The organism is Streptomyces sp. NPDC087428 (assembly GCF_044744085.1).
In the GTDB taxonomy this organism is placed as follows: domain Bacteria; phylum Actinomycetota; class Actinomycetes; order Streptomycetales; family Streptomycetaceae; genus Streptomyces.
Genome location: NZ_JBIUXR010000009.1, coordinates 66534 through 88183 on the forward strand (window position 1 = coordinate 66534; position 21650 = coordinate 88183).

Consider the following 21650-nt stretch of genomic DNA (forward strand, 5'->3'; position numbering starts at 1 on the left):
CGTCAGCGGATGACTGTTTCGGCGCCGGTACCCGTGAAGGCGGCCAGGGCGCGGTCGAGACCGGTCCGGTCGGGCAGTCCGTCCGTATCGGTGGGACATTGCACGACCAGCGCGGCGGCGGCGGCCGCCTGTCGCAGGCACTGAGCGGGGTCGGCGGCGTGCAGCAGGCCGGAGAGGAAGCCCGCGGCGAAGGCGTCCCCGGCGCCCACCGGATCGGCCACCGGCACCGCGAAGGCGGGCTGCCGGCAGCTGCGGGCCCCGCGGGTGAGACAAGTGGCCGACTTGTCACGGTGCTTGACGACGACGGTGCCGGGCCGCCCGTGCTCCAGCAGGGCGGACGGGTTCGTGACGCCGAGCAGTTCCCACTCGTCCTCGCCCGCCAGCACGACGTCCGCCTGAGCCAGCAGGGGCCCGACGACCTCGCGCCAACGGCTCGGTGAGCCGAGTTTGTGGCGGATGTTCGGATCGAACGAGAGCCGTGCCCCGGCGGCTCGCGCCAGTTCGACGAGGCGCAGCGTCGCGCGGTGCGCCGACTCCGACAGCATCGGGGTGATCCCGGTGAGGTGCACGAGCCGCGCGCCTTCGAACTGGCCGGGCACAAGTTCGTGCGGTGACAGCCGGGACGCCGCCGAACCCGTACGCAGGTACTGCACATCGATCGCACGAGCCGGGTGGCTGTCACGTATGAGCACTCCGGTAGGGGCCTGAGGGTCGGTCACCGCGTGCGTGGTATCGATGCCTTGGGCGCGGAGTTGCGCCAGCACGGCGCGTCCCGCCGGATCGTCGCCGACCCGGCCGAGCCAGCGGACGGAGTGTCCCAGCCTTGCGAGGCCGGCCGCCACATTGCTCTCCGCGCCCGCGACGGAGCGCCGGAAGGAGAGCGCGTGTTCGAGGGGCACGCCCGGTTCGGCCAGCACGAGCAGCATCGCCTCGCCGCAGACGACGACCTCGGCGCTCATGGGGCAAGCTCCGGCACCAGCGGGGCGAACTCCGCGCAGAAGCGGTCGATCATCCTCAGCTCCTCTTCGTCCAGCAGGTATCCCGGCGCCCGGCAGTGCGCGGAGGCGAACCAGCCGCGGCGCACGGAGATCTCCTTCTCCGCGGCGATGATCAGCTCCACGCTCTGCATCCAGTACGAGAGGTACGGGAGCATCCGGGTGTGCAGTGCGACGGCCTCCGCCTCGTTCCCGCGTTCCCAGCTGTCCCAGAGCGCGACGTACAGCTCGGTGAAGGAGCAGCCCGGCTGTACGCCCACCGCCCCCCGGCGCAGCGCGTCGGGCAGTTGCAGCCCGGCGTAGCCGACCAGTGAGGGCAGTGGACGGGCGCCGGCGGCCAGGGCCGCGATCAGCCTTCCCGGCGGGGCGGACTCGACCTTGACCCAGCGCAGGTTGGGATGCTCGGACGCGAGGCGGTGCAGTGCGGGTGCGTCCAGTGCCGTCCCGGTCAGTGCCGGGGCGTACTGGACCACGACGGGCAGTGGGTCGACCGCCGTGAGTACCGCGCGGAGATGTGCCGAGACGGCGCCGGCGGACGGTGCGAGAAAGTGCGGGGGAAGCAGGTTAAGGGCGTCGGCGCCGAGTTCGGCGGCCCGGAGTGCCTGGCTGACCGCGGCCCGTGTGGCGTGGTCCGGCACGGAGACGATGGCCGCGATGTCCCTGCGCTGCCGGGTCCGTTCGAGAAGGAGGCGGGTGAGCAGTTCCCGTTCCGCGGGTTCGAGCTTGTGGAACTCACCTGCGAAGCCGGGGAACATCACCGAGCCGACGCCGGTGGCGAGTACCCGGTCGACCACGGTGATGAATCCGTCGGGGTCGAGTGCCCCGTCGCGGTGGAAAGGCACCTCCAGCACGGGAGAGACACCGCGGACGAGCGTGTCGATGTCGGTGTCCCTGTCCATGTGTGCAGCCATGCCGGCTCCTCAGAAGGCCTGTCGGGGCGGGGTCGAGTCGGTCGCGCCGACGAGGAAGTCGAGGTCGGCTCCGGTGTCCGCCTGCGTGACGTGTTCGGTGTAGAGACGGGTCCAGCCGCGGGTGACGGGCGGCTTCTCCGGTTGCCACGCGGCGCGCCGCCGTTCCAGCTCGGCGTCGTCGATCAGTACGTCGAGCCGTCTTCCGGGTACGTCGAGCCTGACGGGGTCGCCGGTGCGGACGAACGCCAGTGGTCCGCCGACCGCGGCCTCGGGTGCCACGTGCAGGACGCAGGTGCCGAAGGCCGTGCCGGACATCCGGGCGTCGGACACGCGCACCATGTCGCGTACCCCCGCGTCGAGGAGCTTCTTCGGCAACGGGAGATTGCCCACCTCCGGCATGCCCGGGTAGCCGCGGGGCCCGGTGTTCCGCACGATGAGCACCGTCTCGGGGGACACGTCGAGGTCGGGTGTCTCGACGACGGCGAGGTAGTCCTCGAGTCTGTCGAAGACGAGTGCGGGGCCCGTGTGGTCGAGCAAATGCGGTGCGGCGGCGGACTGTTTGATGACCGCGCCGTCCGGGGCGAGGTTGCCGTGGACGACGGCCGTTCCCCGCCCGGCCGGCTGCACCGGGTTGCCGAGCGGCCGGATCACCTCGCGGTCGTGGACCTCCGCGCCCAGGCAGTTGTCCACCAGCGAACGGCCGGTGACCGTCATGGTGTCCGCGTGCATGCTGTCGCGCAGGTCGTTGATGAGGGCCGGCAGCCCGCCGGCGTAGGCGAACTCCTCCATGAGGAAGCGTCCCGAGGGCATGAGGTCGATGAGCAGGGGCAGTTCGGCTCCGAGCCGGTCGAAGTCGTCCAGTTCCAGCTGAACGCCCAGCCGGCCGGCGAGGGCGAGCAGGTGGACCACCGCGTTGGTGGATCCCCCGATGGCCGCGTTGACCCGGATCGCGTTCTCGAAGGCGTGCCGCGTCATGATGCGTCGCGGGGTGAGTTCGCTGCCCGCGATCTCCACGGCGCGTGCGCCGGTCTCTTCTGCGAGCGTGCCACGCCGGGCGTCCACGGCCGGCAGCCCGGAGCCGCCCGGCAGCATCATGCCCAGGGCCTCCGTCAGGCAGGCCATGGTGGAGGCCGTGCCCATGGTCATGCAGTGGCCCGCGGAACGGTTCAGTGAGGACTCGAACTCGGTGAACTCCTCCTGCGAGACCGTTCCGGCCCGCAGTTCCTCCGTCATCCGCCAGATGTCGGTTCCCGAGCCCACGTCCCGGCCCCGGAACCGGCCGTTGAGCATCGGTCCGCCGGTGAGGACGACGGCGGGTACGCCCGCGCTGGCGGCGCCCATCAGAGCGGCCGGCGTGGTTTTGTCGCAGCCGGTGAGCAGCACGACGGCATCGATCGGATTGGCCCGTATCTGCTCCTCGATCTCCATGGCCGCGAGGTTGCGGTAGAGCATCGACGTCGGCCGCAGGAACGGTTCGCCGAGTGACATGGCCGGGAACTCCAGTGGGAAGCCGCCCGCTTGCAGCACCCCGCGCTTCACTGCGTCCGCGAGGATCCGCAAATGACCGTTGCACGGAGTCAGTTCGGAGAAGGTGTTGCAGATACCGATGACGGGTCGGCCGTCGAAGTTGTGGCCTCCGCGCCCCATGGCCCGCAGGTGGTGGCGGGCGATGAATCCGTTCTTGCCGCCGTCGCCGAACCACGCGTGGCTGCGCAACGGCCCTCGCGGGGCGGCGGGAACCGCGGGAACCGCGGCGGACGGTGCTTCTGGCTCTGCCATGTATGTCCCTTCGGCGCGCTTCTGCCGCGATGGGCGGGCCGTTCGCGATCGTGCTGTGACCACGCGGGGGCTTGCCTCGACGGCGGATTTAATGATGCTATCAAATGACGAATTTAGGAAGATCGACGAACAGGCCTCCGAGGAGCGGCCGTTGAGCAAGGCGCGGAACGCCGGACAGCGGGGCCGGTGTCCGGCCGGCCGACGTCACCCCCACGCGACGGGAACCCCGCGCGGTCACACGCACGATCCGGCACTGAAACATCACAGGCTCGTCTCGCCCCCGCACGCGGCCTTGACTCAGCCCCGAGACAAGCGTGTTATTCACAGAACACGTTCGACTCTGTTGTTTTGTGGGCCTTTTTGGGGTGCTGTTCCATCGACGGCTCGTCGGCACCTCAGGCGGCCCCCAACGCCACACCGTCACCACACGACCCCTCCAGCGCGATGCGCGGCGGTCGCCTCAGCTCAAAGGAGCGTTCCATGTCCCGTTCATCCCGTCGGCACGTCGCCGTCGCCACCGGCCTGCTGCTCACATTCGCCCTGAGCACCGCGTGTTCATCGGGCAAGGAGGACTCCGGGGAGGACTCCGTCGGCAAGGTCGACGGCAAGATCTCCATCACGTACCTGCAGAAGCAGGGCGACCAGGAGTACTTCGTGGGCGAGGCGGCCGGCGCCAAGGCGAAGGCCAAGGAGCTCGGGATCAGCCTCAAGGTGGTCAACCTGGGCAACGACGCCAACAAGACGGTCAGCGAAGTCCAGTCCGCCGTCGCCCAGAAGGCCAAGGGCGTCATCATCGTCGTCCCGGACCCGGCCGTGGGACCTCAGGTCGCGCAGACCGCGAAGGACGGCAAGGTAGCCCTGCTGACCTCCGACGACCAGATCTGCACCACCGGTCCCGACCCCGCCAAGTGCGGCAAGGACGACCTCGTGTCCCGTATCGGCTTCAGCGGCGCCCAGATGGGCACCGAAGTCGGCAAGCGCGCCGCGGAGGAGTACAAGAAGGCCGGCTGGCAGGCCGCCGACACGCGGGTCGTCTCGGCGTGGAAGCAGGACGTCACCGTCTGCGGCGACCGCGTCAAGGCCGCCAAGAAGGCCTTCGACGCCGCGGTTCCCGGTGTGAAGACCATCAACGTGCCCACCGACAACACGCCGACCGGTGCCCAGGACAAGATCGCCGCGACGATCACCGCGAACTCCAAGGTCAAGAACTGGGTCGTCTGGGGCTGCAACGACGAGAACACCATGGGCGGGGTCACCGCGCTCCAGAACGCCGGGATCGGTCCCGACCACGTCATCGGCGTCGGCCTGGGCGCCTACCTCGCCTGCAAGGAATGGCAGACCGACAAGAAGACCGGCATGAAGGCCGCTCTCTTCATCAACGGCAAGGACGTCGGCGCCCTGGCCGTCCAGACCATGTACGACAAGCTCAAGAACGGCAAGGACTTCCCCAAGGAGGCCTTCGCCCCCACCAAGATGATCGACCACTCCAACTGGAAGTCCTCCGGACTCACCTGCAGCTGACCCGGCCCGCCCCGCTTCGGCCCGTGGCCGCACCAGTGTTCGCCGCCACGGGCCGAAGCGGCTGCGCTCCACGCCGGCCCAGCACCCTGACCACCCTGCGCGCCATGCCTTCGAGGTGAATCGACAGATGACAAGTGCCCCCCACTCGACAGCCGGCCCAGACCCTTCCGACGGACCACCCGACGCCGTACCTCCTTCCGGGTCCATCGGGATAGCGGACGTCACCAAGCGGTTCGGTGCCGTGCAGGCGCTCAGCGGGATCACGCTCGACTTCCCACCGGGTCAGGTCACCGCGCTGATGGGCGAGAACGGTGCGGGCAAGTCGACCCTGCTCAAGATCCTCACCGGGGACCACCAGCCCACCGAGGGCCACGTCGTCGAGGGTGACGAGAGCATCACCCTCGACTCCCCCGCCAGGGCGCGCGCGGCGGGGATCCGGATCATCCCGCAGGAACCGGAGATCATCCCGCACATCTCCGTCGCCGAGAACGTCTACGCGGGCGCGCTGCCCCGCAAGGCAGGCAGGCGGTTCGACCGGGCAGAGCTCCGCCGCCGGATCAACGCCGACCTGGCCCGGCTCGGCTTCGCCGGCGTCCTGGACCCCGATCTCCTCGGCTCACAACTCACCCCGGCACAACGCCAGCTCGTCGAGATCATGCGCGCCCTCACCGGCAGCACGACGGCCCGTCTGATCGCATTCGACGAACCCACCTCCTCCCTGGCCGAGCACGAGGTGGACGCCCTGTTCGCCCTGATCCGGCGGCTGCGGGACCAGGGCATCGCGATCGTCTACGTCTCGCACCGCATGCAGGAGATCTTCCAGCTCGCCGACCGCATCGCCGTACTGCGCGACGGCAGCCTGGTCGGCGTCCAGCCGGCGGACACGACGAACGAAGCGGAGCTGGTCCGCCTCATGGTGGGCCGCGACCTCTCCACCATGTTCGTACGTCAGCGGGTCGCCACCGACCGGCTCGTACTCGACGTCAAGAACCTCACCACCGACGACGTGCACGACATCTCGCTCCAGGTCCACGCCGGTGAGGTCGTCGGACTGGCCGGCCTCATCGGCGCGGGACGCTCCGAACTCGCCCTGGCCCTCGCGGGCGACCAGCCCGTCCACAGCGGCAGCGCCACCCTCGATGGCACCCCCCTGCCGAGCGGCCGGCCCGGCGCGGTGATCCGGGCCGGGCTCGGACTCGCGCCGGAGGAACGCAAGGCGCAGGCCCTCTTCCTGCAGCAGTCCGTCCGGGCCAACATCTCCCTCGTCGTCCTCAACAGGCTGCGACGCTCCCGCTTCGTGCGACGGACCGCCGAGCGGGAACTCGCCCAGCACTACACCGACCGGCTCCGGGTGCGCACACCGTCCATCGACCACGAGGTGCGCAAACTGTCCGGCGGAAACCAGCAGAAGGTCGTGCTGGCCCGGTGGCTGGCCCGCAAGCCGAAGGTCCTGATCCTGGACGAGCCGACACGCGGCATCGATGTCGGCGCGAAGGCCGAGATCTACCAGATCATCGCCGACCTCGCCGCCGAGGGCGTCGCTCTGCTGGTCATCTCCTCCGAACTCACCGAACTCCTCGGTCTCGCGGACCGGGTCGTCGTCATGCAGCAAGGCCGAATCACCGGCGAGCTCAACCACGACGAGGCCACCGAAGAGTCCATCCTCGCCCTCGCGATGGCCGACGACATCATCAGCACCCGCACCCCCGGAGCCACTACATGACCACCACCAGCGCCCCTTCCCCAGCAGTCAAGGAGCCGTCGGAAGGACCGGCCTCCTCCCGGCCGAAGCTGCTCTCCCGCATCAGCGGGCAAAACATCAGCCTCGTCGGCGCGCTGATCCTCGTGCTCGTACTGTTCGGGATCCTCAACGACAACTACCTGAGCCTGTCCAACATGCAGGTCATCGCCGAGGCCGCCACCATCACCGGCCTCCTCGCGATCGTGCAGACCGTCGTGATCATCTGCGGCGGGCTCGACATCTCCGTCGGCTCGCAGACCGGTGTGGCATCCGTCGTCAGTGCCATGGTCTTCACCAGCACCAACACCAACGCCTTCCTCGGCATGGCAGCCGCGATCGGCGTCGGCCTGCTCATCGGCATACTCAACGGCCTGGTCATCGTCTACGGCCGGGTCAACCCCACCATCGCCACCCTGGCGGGTCTCGCCGCCTACAAGGGCCTCGCCCAGCTCCTGTCGGACGGCCGGGCCCAGGGCTATGTCCTCAACAACGACTTCTTCATCTTCCTCGGCCGCGGGAAGATCGCCGGACTGCCCGTCATGGTCTGGATCCTCATCGTCGTCGCCGTGCTCGTCCATCTTCTGCTGCGGTACACCGACATCGGCCGCAACATCTACGCGATCGGCGGCAACGACACCGCCGCCCGGCTGGCCGGCATCAACATCAACAAGTACCTGATCTGCGTCTACGCCCTCATCGGGATCGTCGCCGCCATCGCCGGCATCCTGCTGACCGCCCGCACCGGATCCGGCCAGCCCACCTCCGGCAGTGAGGGCCTCGAACTCAAGGCCATCACCGCCGCCGCACTCGGCGGCGCAGCCCTCAAGGGCGGCAAGGGCGGCATCGGGGGCACTCTGCTCGCCGTCGCCCTTCTGGGAGCCCTTGAGAACGGCCTCACCGTCCAGGGCATCAACTCCTTCTGGCAGAACGTCGCCCAGGGCGCCCTGCTGGTGGTCGCCGTCGTCATCCAGCAGCGCCGCAGCGGCGAGAGGGCCGTCGGGCTACCGCACTGATCCGCCCCCGCGCGGAGAACACTCCCGCGCCGGGGCACGGACGAGGGCGCTGCGACCGTGACGGTCGCAGCGCCCTCGCAGGACTGCGCGAGGAAGCGCGGAGCGGGACTCCGCCGATCACCCAGAAGTAGTCGTCGCCACCGGAACAGGGGTCACTTCCCCCTGGGCGGGGCGGGAGTGCCGTGTCCTCCCGGGAATCCTCGGCGGTGTGCCCCCAGGTATTGCCACCCGCTTCGAACACCCCTATATCTACTTAGCAGCCTAGTTGCCAAGAAGGGTCTGACGTGACGTTCCCTCACCGCCGCAAGCCTTCAGATTCCCCGGACGCCCCCGATCCGACCGGCACGTTCTCCCGTCGCAGCGCGTTGAAGGGCCTGGCAGCAGCCGGAATCCTCGCCGTCGCCGGCGATGTCTTCCTCACCGCACCCGCCAGTGCCGCCGCGGCGCCCCCGGCGATTCCGCCCCTGCCCGAGACGGTGTCCGGAGTACGCAATCCGCTCGTCCCCCTCACCTCCGGCTGGCGCTGGACGTCCAGTCCCCCCGCCTCGTTCTGGACCGCCGGTACCGACACGTCCTCGTGGCACCCCCTCGATGTGCCGGGCGAGCCCGCCCTCCAGAGCGAGACCGTGCCCTCCGGCACCGAATGCGCGTACGCGGTGAGAGTCACCGTCCCCGCGGACTTCGCCGGCAAGCGCGTCCTGCTCCGCTTCGACGGCGTGTACAACTACGCCCGGCTGTGGGTCAACGGCACTGCCGTGCGCACCCACGACGGCGGCTTCACCACGTGGTACGCCGACGTCACCTCGCTGGTCGTCCCCGGCCGCGAGGCTGTCGTCGCGCTCGGCGTGACAGACCGGCCGACGAGCATCGCGGGCCAGTCCGACTACGCCCACCACATCATCGGCGGCATCCTGCGCGAGGTGACGCTCGTGGCGCTGCCCGCCTCGTATCTCACGAGGCTGCACGCCGACACGGCCTTCGACAGTGCCTACAAGGACGCCACGCTCACCGTGACCGCGGCGGCCGCGTTCCGGACCGGCCAGAGCGGAACGGCCGAGCTCACGCTCACCGACCCGAGCGGCCGGCCGGTGGCGATCACGCCGTCGACGATCACCCTGACCGGCACGGATCCACAGCGACAAGCCGTGATCCCGGTCAAGGCGCCACTCAAGTGGGACGCCGAACACCCCAGCCTCTACACCTTGAAGGCGAAGTTCACCGCTGGGGGCGTGTCGCAGACCGTGACGCGGGCCGTCGGCTTCCGCCAGGTCGAGGTCGAGGGCAACCGCCTGGTCGTCAACGGCAAGCCGGTGCACCTGCTGGGGGTCTGCCACCACAGCATCACGGAGGAGCAGGGCCGTTCGACGAACCCGGCCATGGAGGAGCAGGCCGCACGTCTCTACAAGGAGGCGAACTGCAACTTCATCCGGACCTCGCACTATCCCCCGACACCGGCGCTGCTGGACGCGGCCGACCGCCTCGGTCTCTATGTGGAGGTCGAGGCGCCGGTCTGCTTCCAGCAGGCGACCGTCGACGATCCCGCCTACACCGAGCAGTACCTGACGCAGTTCGCCGAGATGATCGAGCGCGACCGCAGCCACGCGTGCGTGATCGAGTGGTCCGTCGGCAACGAGAGCGGAATGGGGCGCAACTTCGCCTCGGAGAACACCTACGCCCACGAGACCGACCCGTCGCGTCCGACGCTCTTCGAGGACATGGGACAGAAGAACGGCGGCGACCAGACCGACATCTACAGCGGCCACTACCCCAGTCTCCAGAACGCCAACGGCAACCCCGGACAGCCCATCCAGTACGGCGAGTTCGCCCATGTGCCGTGCTACAACACGCAGACGCTGAAGACCGACCCGGGAGTACGCGACTTCTGGGGCCACAGCATCGCCAAGCTGGCCGCCAGGTTCCGCGACACGGACGGCGTCGTGGGCGGCGCCATCTGGGCGGCCATCGACGAGGTGTTCCATCTGCCCAACGGGCCAGTCGGGTACGGCGAATGGGGAATCATCGACCTGTGGCGGCGCCGCAAGCCCGAGTTCTGGCTGACCCAGAAGGCCTTCTCCCCCGTGCAGATCGCCGACGGGGTGCTCACCGGCCTGACCGCCGGAAAGGCCATCGCGGTGCCCGTCAAGAACTGGCACGACCACAGCAACCTCGGGGAACTGAACGTCAGCTGGCAGATCGGCAGCAGATCGGGCACCCTCCAGGGCATCGACATCGCTCCCAGGCAGAGCGGCACCCTGACCGTCCCGGCCGGCACCTGGTCACCGGGCGACACGCTCCGGCTCACCTTCCGGCGCGGCACGGCACTCGTGGACGAGTACCGCCTGTGGCTCAACACCCGTACGACGCCGTCCTTCCCGTCGGACAGCGGCGCGGCGCCCACCGTCGCCGAGACCGCGGACGCGATCACGGTCACGGGTGTCGACACACCGTTCACCGTCGTGTTCGACAAGCACACGGCACGTCTCACCGAGGCGTCCGCAGACGGCCACAAGGTCCTCTCCGGCGGCCCCGACCTGGTGGTCTCCCGCTCGGTCCCGGGCCTGTGGAAGGGGACGTCGGCGACCGCGGCCACGTCCGACGGCCAGGCGGTCATCACCCTCAAGGGGCGCTTCGGCACCATCGACACCACCATCAAGGTGTCCGTGAGCCCCCGCGGCCTGCTGACGACGGCCTACACGATCGCCAATCCGCCCTCCGGCCAGGTCAGCGACATCGGCGTCCGGTACGTCCTCGCCGACCGCACGGACACCCTGAGCTGGCAGCGGGACGCCCAGTGGACGGCGTACCCCGACGACCACATCGGACGGGCCTGCGGCACCGCGACCAGGAACCGGGCCTCCGGCACCGACGGATACCGCACGCGGCCCGACTGGACATGGGCGAAGGACACCCGCAGCTACTTCCTGTTCGGCAAGGACGGCGCCGCACACTGGACCAACGACTTCCGCAGCGCCAAGGCCCGGATCAGGGTCGCCAAGGCCACAACGGGCGTGGCAGGGACCGGGGTTCAGGTCGAGTCCGACGGCACCGACTCGGTACGGCTGGCGCCCATGGAGCCGGCCCTGATCGACGACGCGTCCCCGGCGGTCGTCTACACGGGCGCCTGGACCCACGCGGACGCGAGCGCGGACTACACCGCCGGCGATCTGTTCGGCACGGAGTCCTTCACCGAAGCGGCCGGGGCGACGGCGGAGCTGAGGTTCACGGGCACGGGGGTAGGGCTGTACTCCGCGAAGGCGGACAACCTCGGCATCGTGAAGATCTCCGTGGACGGAGAACCCGCGGCGACGGTCGACCTCTACGGACCGGGCAAGACACCGGCCCAACTCGTTTTCCGGAGCGCACAGCTGACGTATGGTCAGCACACGGTCACGGTGGAGTGCACCGGCACCAGGAACGCCTCGTCCAAGGGCGCCCATGCGCTCGTCGACGCCTTCCAGGTGGTGAACGCGGTCATCGACGACGCCTCGGAACAGGTCACCTACAGCGGGTCGTGGACCCATGCGGACGCGTCCGCCTCATGGACGAGCGGTGACCTCGGGCGCACCGAGTCGTTCAGCGACGGTCCGGGTGACAGCGCGACGGCCACGTTCTGGGGTACGGGCATCCGCGTCATCTCCCCGAAGGGCCCCGGTGAGGGCATCGCGGAGGTCTCCGTCGACGGCGGCGCAGCCACCCAGGTGGACCTCTACGCCTCCGGCAAGGAGTTCCAGCAGCGGGTCTTCGAACGCACGGGGCTGGCCGAGGGGGAACACACCGTCACCCTCCGCGTGACGGGCCGCAGGAACACGGCGGCCACCGGGGCCCATGTGGTGCTCGACGCGTTCGAGGCGCTCACGAGCGACGCCTTCCCGAGCCGGGCCCCCGGAGTCGGGCTGATCGTCAGCGCCCGCCTCAACTACCCGGACCTGGCCTGGGGCAACTACGTCGATCCGGCGATCACCCTGCCCGCCGGCTGGAGCGGCACCGCACGGCTCCGGCTGCTGCCCTGACAGCCGTCCGGGCGGCGTCATAGTCCGAGGTCGTGACCGGTCTCCGCGAGGTGGGCGGTCATGGCCTCGGCCGCACGGTCGCCGTCGCCGTCGGCGATGACATCGACGATGCGCTGGTGTGCCTCGATGGTGGATTCGTGCGTGGCGCCGCGGCGCTCCCTCCCCCGGTAGCTCGCGCGCCGGGAATCGAGCAGGATCCCGTTCATCGCCGTGAGGACGAAGGAGAAGAGGCCCGACGCCGCCAGGTCGGCCACGGCCTGGTGGAACGCCAGGTCCCCCGCGATGAACGCCTCCCGGTCACCGGCCGCGTCGCGCATGGCGTCCAGCGCGCGGACCGCCTCCGCCACCGAGTCCTCCCCGGCGCCGACGCGCACCGCGGCCCGCCGCGCCAGCTCGGCCTCGATCACCCGGCGGGTGTCGAGCAGGTCCACCAGGTCCATCGAGTTCTGACTGAGCCGGAAGTCGATGATCTGCTCCAGGACCGCGGGCGTGGGAATCGCGACCCTCGCACGCTTGCCCTGGCTGGACACCAGGACACCTCGGGCGACGAGCGTACGGATCGCCTCGCGCACGGCCAGCCGGTTGACACCGTGCCGCTCGGCGAGTTCGCCCTCGGCGGGGATCTCGTCGCCCGCCCGCAGGCCACGCAACTTGATCTCGCCGATGATCTCCTGCACCACGTGGTGGCTCAGCGTCGGCCGCTCGATCGTCATGCGTTCACTCTCTCACCCGAACGGGGAGCCGGCGCTCGCCTGCTCCGGATGCGGGACCTGCACCTTATACCTAACAGCTTGGCTGCTAGGTTCGGGGCCGTGCCTCGTCCGGGCCGTGATGCCCAACAGGCCTGCCCCGGCGGGAGGATCGTCCCGCCGCACGGAGTTCCGGCCTACTGCTTCGACAACTGTCCGCGCCCGGCGCGGAACGGAGGACCGACATGATTGATCTGACCGACGAGGTAGTACTGGTCACCGGCGCGGCCCGCGGCATCGGCGCAGCCGTCGCAACGGCGGCGGCCGCCGCAGGCGCGCGGGTCGGCCTGCTGGACATCGATGCCGACGGCGTACGGGAGACGGCCGAGCGTATCGGTCCGGCGGCCGGCTGGGCGGAGTGCGACATCACCTGCGAGGACCGGGTCCAGGAGGCCGTGGTGGCCCTGCGGGAGAAGCTGGGCCCCGCGACGGGCCTGGTCAACAACGCCGGACGGAACTCGTACGCCGATGTCGTCTCCATGACCACCCGGCAGTGGGACGAGGTGTTCGGGGTCGACCTCAAGGGAGCCTGGCTCATGGCACGGGCCGTCCTGCCCGGTATGACGGCCCGGGGGCGGGGCGCGATCGTGAACATCGCCTCCATGCACGCCACGATGACCTGCCCGGGGATGTTCCCCTACGCGTCGGCCAAGGCGGGGCTGGTGGGTCTGACGCGGAGCATGGCTCTGGAGGTCGGGCCGCAGGGTGTCCGGGTCAACGCGGTCAGCCCCGGTTACATCGAGACCGACCTGCTGGCCGAGTACTTCGCCCAGGAGCGGCCGGACGTCCGCCGGGAGGCCGTGGCCAAACACATCCTCGGCCGTCTCGGCACCCCCGCACAGGTCGCGTCCGTGGTCACGTTCCTCCTGTCCGACGCCGCGGGCTTCGTCACCGGTGCGGACTGGGCCGTAGACGGAGGCGTGTCGGCCAGGTTCGCCTGACCGACACGCCCGCTCCCTCGTTGGTCAGGGAGTTGCTCGTACAGGGGCGGCGGCCGGTCCCGCGGCTCGGCTGCCGTTTCCGGCGCCGGCGGTGGTCACGGGCGTGCCGCAGTCGTGCTTGCCGACGTCGAGCGTGACCGGTGCGCCCCGGGTGTCGCCGAACCGGCTGCTCGTGACGGGGGTGATGGTGACGGCCCCGGCCGCCCTGGCAGTCACCTTGCCGTTCCGGTCCACGGTGGCGACGTGGCGGTCGCCGCTGACGTAGGTGACCGAGGGCACGAGCGGCAGGATGTGGTCGGTGCCGTCCTTGGTCACCTCGTCGGTGCTGACCTGGGCGGCGTCGGTGGAGCTGAGGTCGGCACGCAGGTTCAGCCCGTTGTCGAAGGAGTTGTCCTCGATCAGGACCCCGGAGGAGCCGCTGTAGGAGAACAGTGGGGTGGAGTAGGGCGCGGCGGACGGGACGGCGCGCACCCGCGTAGTAGTGCCGGGCGCCGGGCAGACGTCGTCGGCGCGGGCGGTGACCGCCGTGTTGCGGTCGAGACGGAGGACGTCATTGCGCTCGAAGGTGATTCCGCCGGTGCTCTTCGCGTCGAGGAGCCGGACGTCGCCCACTCTGAACTCGTTGTCCTCGATCCGGATGTTGCGGTGCACCGGGTTCGCCGCGTCGACGACCTGGTTGGTGGGTTCGACGAATATCACCGGGCTCACGGGCCGCAGGAAGGTGTTGTTCCTGATCAGGACATCGCGGACCGGTCCGGACTCGTACCACTGGTAGGCGTCCGAGGAGATGAAGATGCCGGCCATCTGGGTGCCGTCGAACACGTTGTCCTGGATGACGACGGGTCGCCTGGTGGTGACCAGTACGCCGCGGGTGGGGATGTTGCGGAAGGTGTTGCCGCTGATGTCGACGGTCGGTGTGTACGTGGTGTTCTCCACCACGAAGTCTCCTGCCGTCACCGAGGCCGGTATGGCCTGGTCGAAGGTGACCGTCATAGTGGTCAGGGACGTGCCGTGGTCCTGCCCCGAAGGACCTTCCACAGAGACGGCCCTGGCCTGGACGCCCGGAACGGCCGCCATGGTCCGCTTGTCCACGATCTCGACCTCGTCGCCGGGATGGAACTGCGGGAAGCCGGCGGTCTGGGGATGTTCGTAGGCGAGCGTGAGCGTGTTGGGCGACGGCCGCCCCGTGACCTCGACGTAGGTGCCATGGATGTTGATCGCGTCGTCGTGCGCCCCGTCGAACAGGTTGTCGGTGACTCGCACGGTGCCCTTGACGCCGGACATCTGGACGAAGTCGGCGAAGCCGACCGTGCTGCGTCCGGAGGCGGGGTCGGTGCGGAACTCGTTGCCGTCGACGGTGATGTTCTCGCTCATCTGGCCGAGGAACCCGAACCCGTGCAGGTAGCGGGCCTTCAGGCCCTGGACGGTGATGTCCTTCGACTCCCAGAAGAACGCGGACGCGGTGTCCCGGGTGTCCTCGCGCATCTGGTAGACGAGGCCGCGGTCGGCCGGAGCCGTTCCGTTCGTGTACTCGATGCGGAGCTTGTTGCCGCCCGCGTCCGCCATTGAGGCCACGTCGTCGAACAGCGGATTGGCGCCGCGCCAGGTGCGCTTCGCCGCCGGGTCGTGGACCTGTGTGTAGCCCATGCCGTTGACGCCCGACCAGTACGGCTGACCGGTGGCCGGGCTCTTCTCGCCGAGCCAGGTCACCTGCTTGCCGGCGACCGAGAACGGGTTGCCCGGCGGGATGCTCAGTACCCGGTACCCGTGCCCGTCGGACACCCCGGTCTCGCTGACGGTCGCGTCGACGACCTTGGGGGCGGTGACGTCGAAGCCGAAGTTCCGGACGGCGACGTTCTGCGAGCGGATGGTCGCGAACGCGGTCATCAGCCCGTGGAACTGCAGATGCGAACCGCCGCCGTCGATGGTGACGTCGTGCATGTCCTCGACGAGGATGCCGATCCGCTTGTCCCGGTATCTCTGGTCGGCACCCACGGTGTTGGACAGGTACAGCTCCCGGACCTCCGCCTGTTCGGGGTAGATCTGGTAGGTGCCGTGCGGGAACAGCACCCGCACCGGCCCCTTGACCGTCTTGGCCCGGCGCAGGGCCTCCGCAACGGCCGCGGCGCTGTCCTGCTTGCCCGTCGGGTCGGCGCCGAACGTGGTCACGTCGACCACCGTCTCGGCGGCCGCTGCCGCCGTCGCGGCCGGCACGGGCGCTACGAGCGAGGCGAGCACGGCGCCGACGAGCGACGCCGCCCACAGTCCGACGCGACCGCCCTTCCTGAGCGGGGCCGACCCGATGCCGACCGGTGTCGGCGGACGGTCGGTGTTCCGCCGCGTGCGTGAGGGGTGCACTGGTTCCTCCTGAGGTCCGTCCGCGGCGGTCACCGACCGCCCCTCCTGTGGTTCGCCTACCGCCCTGCGGTGGTTCGGCCACCGCCTCGCCTGTGATTCACCTGCCGACGCGCCGCCACTGCTGGCCCGTGCCGCCGTCGGCCGTCTGCTGCTCGACCGTCGCGCCGTCGGCGGCGGAGCCGCCGGTGACCCCGAGGACCTTGCCGCTGCGGGCACAGGTGAGGGTCACGTAGCCGTCGCCGGCGTCGGCGATCTTCCACTGCTGGCTGGTGCTGTGTTCGGGCGTCCACTGGGTGACCTTGGCGCCGGTGTCCGAGGAGCCGCCCCAGACCGCCCAGACCAAGGGGGTGCTGCCGTGCGTGGTGTAGATCTCGTACCGCCCCTCGCCGACGGGGACGAACCTGAACTGCTGGTTCACGGCCGGGCTCGGGGTGTACTGGATCAGTCCGGTGCCGTTGGCGGTGGAGGCGCCGGGAACGTCGACCGCCTTGCCGGTCTTGCGGTTGACCAGCTGGAAGACAGTGTGCTGAGCGGGCGGGGCGAGCGTCGCGGAGCCGGCGGCGGGGATGGTGACGTGGCTGGTCCAGTCCCCGAAGACGACGTCGGTGGACGCGCCCGCCGCCCCGTGCAGCGTCGCTTCTGTGACCTGTCCGTCCTTCCACCGCAGGTCGAGCGTGAGGCCGCCGCGGACCCCGATCCCGGTGACGGCGCCGGCGGCCGCCCACGCACGCGGCAGCGCCGGCAGCAGCTCCACCTGGCCGGGACGGGACTCCACCAGCATCTGGATCATCGCCGTGGGGGTGCCGTAGTTGGCGTCGATCTGGAAGACGGAGCTGCTGCCGAAGCTGTACATGTCGAACATGTTGATCGCGCTGCCGTTGCTGAAGTTCACCGACGGCCTCATGACGTCCAGGACGAGTTCGTACGCCTTGTCCGCGTGCTTCAGCTTCGCCCAGCAGCTGGCCCGCCAGGCGCTGGCCCAGCCGAAGCTGGCCATGCCTCGTGCCTCCAGCAGCTTGGTGGCGCCCGCGATCAGCTCCGCCGGTGCGTGTTCGAGGTCGATGCGGTCGCCGGGGAAGAGCCCGATGAGCGGGGACAGGTGGCGGTGCGTGGTCTCGCCGAGGTTGTCGTCGCTCATCCACTCCTCCAGCCAGCCGCTGGTGGCGCTGACCTCGGGCAGGTACAGCCGGTCCTGGAGCCCGGAGACGGTCGCGGCGTAGGCGGCGTCCTTCGCCAGTGCCGCCGCGGCGGCCCGGTAGTTCTGGAACAGCTGCCAGACCAGTTCCTGCGCGTAGGTGATGCCGCGTGCGTCCTGCGGCCCGTGCTCCGGTGACCAGTCGTGGTCGTCGACCAGGACCTGCTTCGTTCCACCGGTCGCGGGGTCGGGCACGGTCGTGGTGATCAGCCGTGACTCCCAGAACTCACAGGCGCCCTTGAGCAGGGGGTAGATCTTCGCCAGGTGGGCCGCGTCGCGGGTGTACTCGTAGTGCTCGTACAGGGAGTTGCACATCCAGGCGTTGCCGGCCGGGTGCCACCACCAGCCGTTGCCGCCCCAGATGTTCGTGGATATCGCCAGGGACCAGCCGGCCACCTTGCCGGAGGTGTTGCGGAACCGGTTGCGGGAGTCCTGGAACAGGTCCTTCGTCGTGGCCTGCCAGCCGGGCAGCTGAGCGACGCAGTGGTCGGTGAACGCGTCGAAGCACTCGGACAGGCCCGCGCGGTCGGGCAGCCAGTAGTTCATCTGGACGTTGATGTCGGTGTGGTAGTCGCTCATCCAGGACGGAGCGTTGCTGTCGAGCCACAGCCCCTGGAGGTTGGTGGGAAGGCTGCCGCGCGAGCCGCAGATCGTCAGGTAGCGGCCGTACTGAAGGTATGAGGCCTCCAGTTCCGGGTCGGGTGCGGAACCGGCCGTAGCGCGGGCCGTCAGGCGGGCGGGTGTGTCCATCGCCCGCTGCGCGGCGGACGACGTGCCCACGTTCACCGTCATGCGCTGCTGGAGCCGCTGGAAGTCGGACACGTGCGTGGCCAGCAGTGCCGGTCCGCCGGCCGTCGTCGCCCGCGAGGCCTTGGTACGGGCCACGTCCAGGGGCACGAGGGAGGTGTCCTTGTACGCGACGGACGCGTCCGCCTTGTAGTTGGTGCCGCCGGAGAGGACCAGCAGCACTTCGGTGCAGTTGCTGAACGTCACCTCCGTGCCGGAAGCGGAGACGGTGCCGCCCTTCCCGCTCGCCTTCACCACCGTGGCGTACTTCAGGGCGTTCGGCAGCGCGGCCGAGAACGACGCCTCGGCGGCGCCCGCGTTCACCGACACGGTCTCGCCGCGCGTCCCGGAAAGGGCCAGTGACCCGGTGTAGGTGCCGCCGCCGCTCTGCGACAGCCGCACCACGATCACATCGTCGGGATGGCTGGAGAACACCTCGCGGCGGTAGGTCACACCGCCCGTCCGGTACGAAGCGGTCACCAGGCCGTTGCTCATGTCCAGCGTGCGGCGGTAGCCGCTGACCGCCCCGATGGTGTGGGCCGGGATCTTCAGAACGGTCTTGGCCAGCATCCCGAACGTACCGAAGTCGCCCGCGCCGTAAGGGAACTGTCCGTCCGCCTGGAGCGCCGCGTTGGCGTGGCCCGTCCACAGAGTCGCGTCCGTCAGGATCATCGCGTCGTGGGAGGGATCGCCGGTGACGAGCGCCCCCAGCCGGCCGTTCCCGATCGGCAGTCCTTCCTCGACACTGTGGTCCTCGGCGCCGGGCTTGGTGTACCAGAGGGTCACCGCCTCGCTGTCGGGCACCAGCGAGAGGGCTTGAGGCCGTGTCACCGCGGCGGCGGCCGTGCTGAATTCCGGCAGTGCTGACAGCGCGACGAGCGCCGTCATCGAGGCTGCCGCGCGCAGTACGCCGCGACGCGACATACCGATCTCGTCCTGGGCGGGGGGCTGAGCAGGCGAACGACGGGACATGGACTGCGGCTCCTTCAGGGGCAGCGGTGCTCGAATCGTGGGGGTCCGACGGCCGCGGGGCGGCGCCTGGGCAGAAGTGCAGTGGCTCGGGCACGTCCTGTCAATGATTTCGACAAGCTTTCCTATATGATTTTTACCGATCGGTTCGAGTGGGGCAGTCACCGACCGAACCTCGACAGCGATGCCGGACAGGTGCGTCACGCGATGGCCAAGCATCAGAAAACGCCCTTCACCTGCGGTTTTCCTTGCCAATGGCGCACCATTGGCCCTCAGGACGGCGACGTCACACTCCATCAGGCCGACGAATCGCGTCGCAGACCTTGACGGGGCGCCCCCTCTCATCAACCATCACCACATCAATTTCCTATTTGATTCTTGAGGGGGTGGTGGAGATGCGTATCCCAGCCAGAGGTGTTGTTCCGGGCGTTCTCACCGTCGCGGTTCTCCTGGCTTCCTCCGCGTGCACCGTGCGGACCTCGGGAGAGCCCACGGGCGACCGGACGCAGGCGGCGGGCAAGGCCGGCGGCGGCGCCCGTCTCGCCGACGGGTCCGGCACCAAGGTGGCACTCGTTCCCGGCGGGGCCCACCCGTACTTCCAGCCGTGGAAGAAGGCCGGGGCCGCTGCCGAGAAGGAGTACGGCCTCGGAGACGTGGCGTTCGACGAGACCGCCGAATGGGACCAGCAGAAGCAGAACAACCTGCTGTCCACCCTGGCAGCACGCGGATACAACGCCTTCGGCGTGTTCGGTGTCTCGCCGACCGACATCAACACCACGTTCGCGGACCTGAAGTCGCAGGGGATGGCGGTGGCCTCGCTGGGATCGTGCCCGGCCGGCGGCGCGAACGAGGCCGAGTTCTGTCTGTCGACCGACGTCGAACTCGCCGCGTACAAGGCCGCGCAGGCCGCCATAGCGGCCATGGGCGGGCACGGCACCCTGGTGCATCTCACCGGCAACAACGTGGACGCCAACACACAGCTCCGGATGAAGGGTGTCTCGAAGGCGGTGTCCGAGTCCGGGGGCAAGGTCAAGCTCCTCCAGACCATCACCGACATCGACAAGGACCTCCAGACCGCGCAGAAGGCGGTCTCGGACCTCCTCGCGGCCAAGGGCGGCAGGATCCAGGGCATCGTCGCCACCGCCTACAACCCGGCGGTGGCCGCCGCCGACGCGGTCAGCAGCGCGGGCTCGAAGGCCAAGGTCGTCGCCATCGACGACGACGCCAAGATCCTCGGCTCGATCCGCAAGGGCTCGGTCACCGCCACCGTCGTGCAGAACCCGGTGGCCCAGGCCGACATCGGGGCGTGGGCGCTGGCACTGCTCCAGACCAAGCAGTGCACCGTCCGCAAGCCCGGCCGGATCGTGGACTCCGGCTCCTTCGTCGTCACCGAGTCCAACGTCGACGACTACGACAGCGCCAGGAAGACCAAGACCGAGCAGCTCAAGAAGCAGTTCGCGGACGAAGTCCTCAGCTGCGGCTGACGCCGCCACCGGCACTACAGAAATCGGACGTCGCACGATGAGCATCATCACCACCGCCACGGCACTGCTGGCCGACATCGCCGTGGAGACGGACCGCACCGACGCGGTGCAGGCCTTCGTCAAGCAGGAGACGGTCCTCGTCGAGATCACCTCCGCGGACGGTCTCCAGGCGACCGGCTACGCCTACACGATCGGGACCGGCGGATCCTCCGTCCTGGCCCTGCTCCAGGACCACCTCCTTCCACTGCTCGTCGGGCAGGACGGGCGGAACGTCGAGGGGCTGTGGCAACGGCTGTTCGCCGCGACCCGGTCGACCACCACCGGGGCCATCACCTCCCTGGCACTCGCCGCCGTGGACACCGCTCTGTGGGACCTGCGCTGCAAACGCGCCGGGGAACCCCTGTGGCGGCTCGCCGGCGGTCATCGCCGCGAAGTCCCCGTGTACGACACCGAGGGCGGCTGGCTCCACCTGAGCCCGGACGACCTGGTCAGATCGGCCAAGCAGGCTCAGGAGGCCGGATGGGCGGGCGTCAAGATCAAGGTGGGCAAGCCCCACGCCGCCGAGGACGCCGAGCGGCTGCGCGCCGTACGCGAGTCCGTGGGCCCGTCGTTGCACATCATGACCGACGCCAATCAGTCCCAGACGATCTCCTCCGCTCTCCAGCTGGCATCCGCTCTCGAGCCGTACGCCCCGTACTGGCTGGAGGAGCCCATGCCGGCCGACGACATCAGCGGCCACGCGCAGTTGGCGCGCGCGACCAGGATCCCGATAGCCGTCGGCGAGTCCATGTACTCGGTCACGCAGTTCCGCAACTACCTGGAGACACGCGCGGCCTCCATCGTGCAGGTGGATGCCGCCCGCATCGGCGGCATCACCCCGTGGCTGAAGGTCGCGCACCTGGCGGAGGCCCACAACGTCATGGTCTGTCCGCACTTCCTGATGGAGCTGCACGTCAGTCTGGTCGCGGCCGTGCCCAACGGGAAGTTCGTCGAGTACATCCCGCAGCTGCGTGCCGTGACCCGCACCGAACTGACCGTCCGTGACGGGATGGCCGTGGCCCCGGACGTGCCGGGCATCGGCATCGACTGGGACATGGACGCCATCGACAACCGGAGGGTGTCGTGACACCGCCCGCGGCCCCGTCCGGCCTCGATCCGGGCACCGGGACGACGTCCGCCACCGCCGCGCCCGCACCGC

Annotated in this window: 13 protein-coding genes; 7 read left to right on the forward strand and 6 right to left on the reverse strand. The window is 69.5% G+C overall.

The genetic code is table 11. From position 1 onward, the window contains the following. Nucleotides 1-2: 2 nt before the first annotated feature. From ACIO3R_RS19950 to ACIO3R_RS19960, 3 genes are read right to left on the reverse strand one after another with little or no spacing between them, the layout of a single operon-like run. Entirely contained in the window at nt 3-959 is a 957-nt protein-coding gene (locus ACIO3R_RS19950; protein WP_385027711.1) for a sugar kinase, read from the reverse strand. Beyond that, the gene (locus ACIO3R_RS19955; RefSeq protein WP_402107267.1) at nt 956-1906 is read right to left on the reverse strand and encodes a dihydrodipicolinate synthase family protein; all 951 of its coding nucleotides are present in this window, start codon (nt 1904-1906) and stop codon (nt 956-958) included. The genes ACIO3R_RS19950 and ACIO3R_RS19955 overlap by 4 nt, the downstream gene beginning before the upstream one ends. Before the next feature lie 9 nt (nt 1907-1915). Continuing rightward, nucleotides 1916-3685, reverse strand: a complete 1770-nt coding sequence (locus ACIO3R_RS19960; protein ID WP_402107270.1) for an IlvD/Edd family dehydratase — start codon at nt 3683-3685, stop codon at nt 1916-1918. A 480-nt stretch (nt 3686-4165) separates the two neighbouring features. On the opposite strand from ACIO3R_RS19960, the gene ACIO3R_RS19965 reads away from it, so the two are divergent. The 4 genes from ACIO3R_RS19965 to ACIO3R_RS19980 all read left to right on the forward strand — a co-directional run bounded on the left by ACIO3R_RS19965 (nt 4166) and on the right by ACIO3R_RS19980 (nt 11970). Then, on the forward strand, nt 4166-5206 hold the full coding sequence (locus ACIO3R_RS19965; RefSeq protein ID WP_385353493.1) for a substrate-binding domain-containing protein: 1041 nt from the start codon (nt 4166-4168) through the stop codon (nt 5204-5206). A gap of 127 nt (nt 5207-5333) precedes the next feature. Continuing rightward, complete coding sequence (locus tag ACIO3R_RS19970) at nt 5334-6929, forward strand: sugar ABC transporter ATP-binding protein (RefSeq protein ID WP_385353495.1); 1596 nt, start codon at nt 5334-5336, stop codon at nt 6927-6929. Beyond that, the gene (locus tag ACIO3R_RS19975; protein ID WP_363031216.1) at nt 6926-7960 is read left to right on the forward strand and encodes an ABC transporter permease; all 1035 of its coding nucleotides are present in this window, start codon (nt 6926-6928) and stop codon (nt 7958-7960) included. Before ACIO3R_RS19970 ends, ACIO3R_RS19975 begins: the two co-directional genes overlap by 4 nt. 284 nt (nt 7961-8244) lie before the next feature. Beyond that, nucleotides 8245-11970, forward strand: a complete 3726-nt coding sequence (locus tag ACIO3R_RS19980; protein ID WP_402107275.1) for a glycoside hydrolase family 2 TIM barrel-domain containing protein — start codon at nt 8245-8247, stop codon at nt 11968-11970. A gap of 17 nt (nt 11971-11987) precedes the next feature. Here ACIO3R_RS19980 and ACIO3R_RS19985 read toward each other — a convergent pair whose 3' ends face one another. Continuing rightward, nucleotides 11988-12683, reverse strand: a complete 696-nt coding sequence (locus ACIO3R_RS19985; protein WP_363031295.1) for an FCD domain-containing protein — start codon at nt 12681-12683, stop codon at nt 11988-11990. A 221-nt stretch (nt 12684-12904) separates the two neighbouring features. On the opposite strand from ACIO3R_RS19985, the gene ACIO3R_RS19990 reads away from it, so the two are divergent. Beyond that, nucleotides 12905-13660, forward strand: a complete 756-nt coding sequence (locus ACIO3R_RS19990) for an SDR family NAD(P)-dependent oxidoreductase (protein ID WP_402107278.1) — start codon at nt 12905-12907, stop codon at nt 13658-13660. 24 nt (nt 13661-13684) lie between these two features. Here the strand turns inward: ACIO3R_RS19990 and ACIO3R_RS19995 are convergent, their stop codons facing one another. Both ACIO3R_RS19995 and ACIO3R_RS20000 read right to left on the reverse strand, forming a co-directional pair. Further along, nucleotides 13685-16018: a glycosyl hydrolase family 28-related protein gene (locus ACIO3R_RS19995; protein WP_402107281.1), complete on the reverse strand. Its 2334-nt coding sequence runs from the start codon at nt 16016-16018 to the stop codon at nt 13685-13687. Between the two features lie 97 nt (nt 16019-16115). Then, nucleotides 16116-18971 carry a glycosyl hydrolase family 95 catalytic domain-containing protein gene (locus ACIO3R_RS20000; RefSeq protein ID WP_402107283.1) on the reverse strand — a complete coding sequence of 952 codons (2856 nt, stop codon included), beginning with the start codon at nt 18969-18971 and terminating at the stop codon, nt 16116-16118. A 392-nt stretch (nt 18972-19363) separates the two neighbouring features. Here ACIO3R_RS20000 and ACIO3R_RS20005 point away from each other — a divergent pair, with 392 nt between their 5' ends. Next, on the forward strand, nt 19364-20452 hold the full coding sequence (locus ACIO3R_RS20005) for a substrate-binding domain-containing protein (protein ID WP_402107286.1): 1089 nt from the start codon (nt 19364-19366) through the stop codon (nt 20450-20452). A 37-nt stretch (nt 20453-20489) separates the two neighbouring features. Next, nucleotides 20490-21578, forward strand: coding sequence for a mandelate racemase/muconate lactonizing enzyme family protein (locus ACIO3R_RS20010; RefSeq protein WP_385033961.1), 1089 nt, complete (start codon nt 20490-20492; stop codon nt 21576-21578). Nucleotides 21579-21650: the final 72 nt, after the last annotated feature.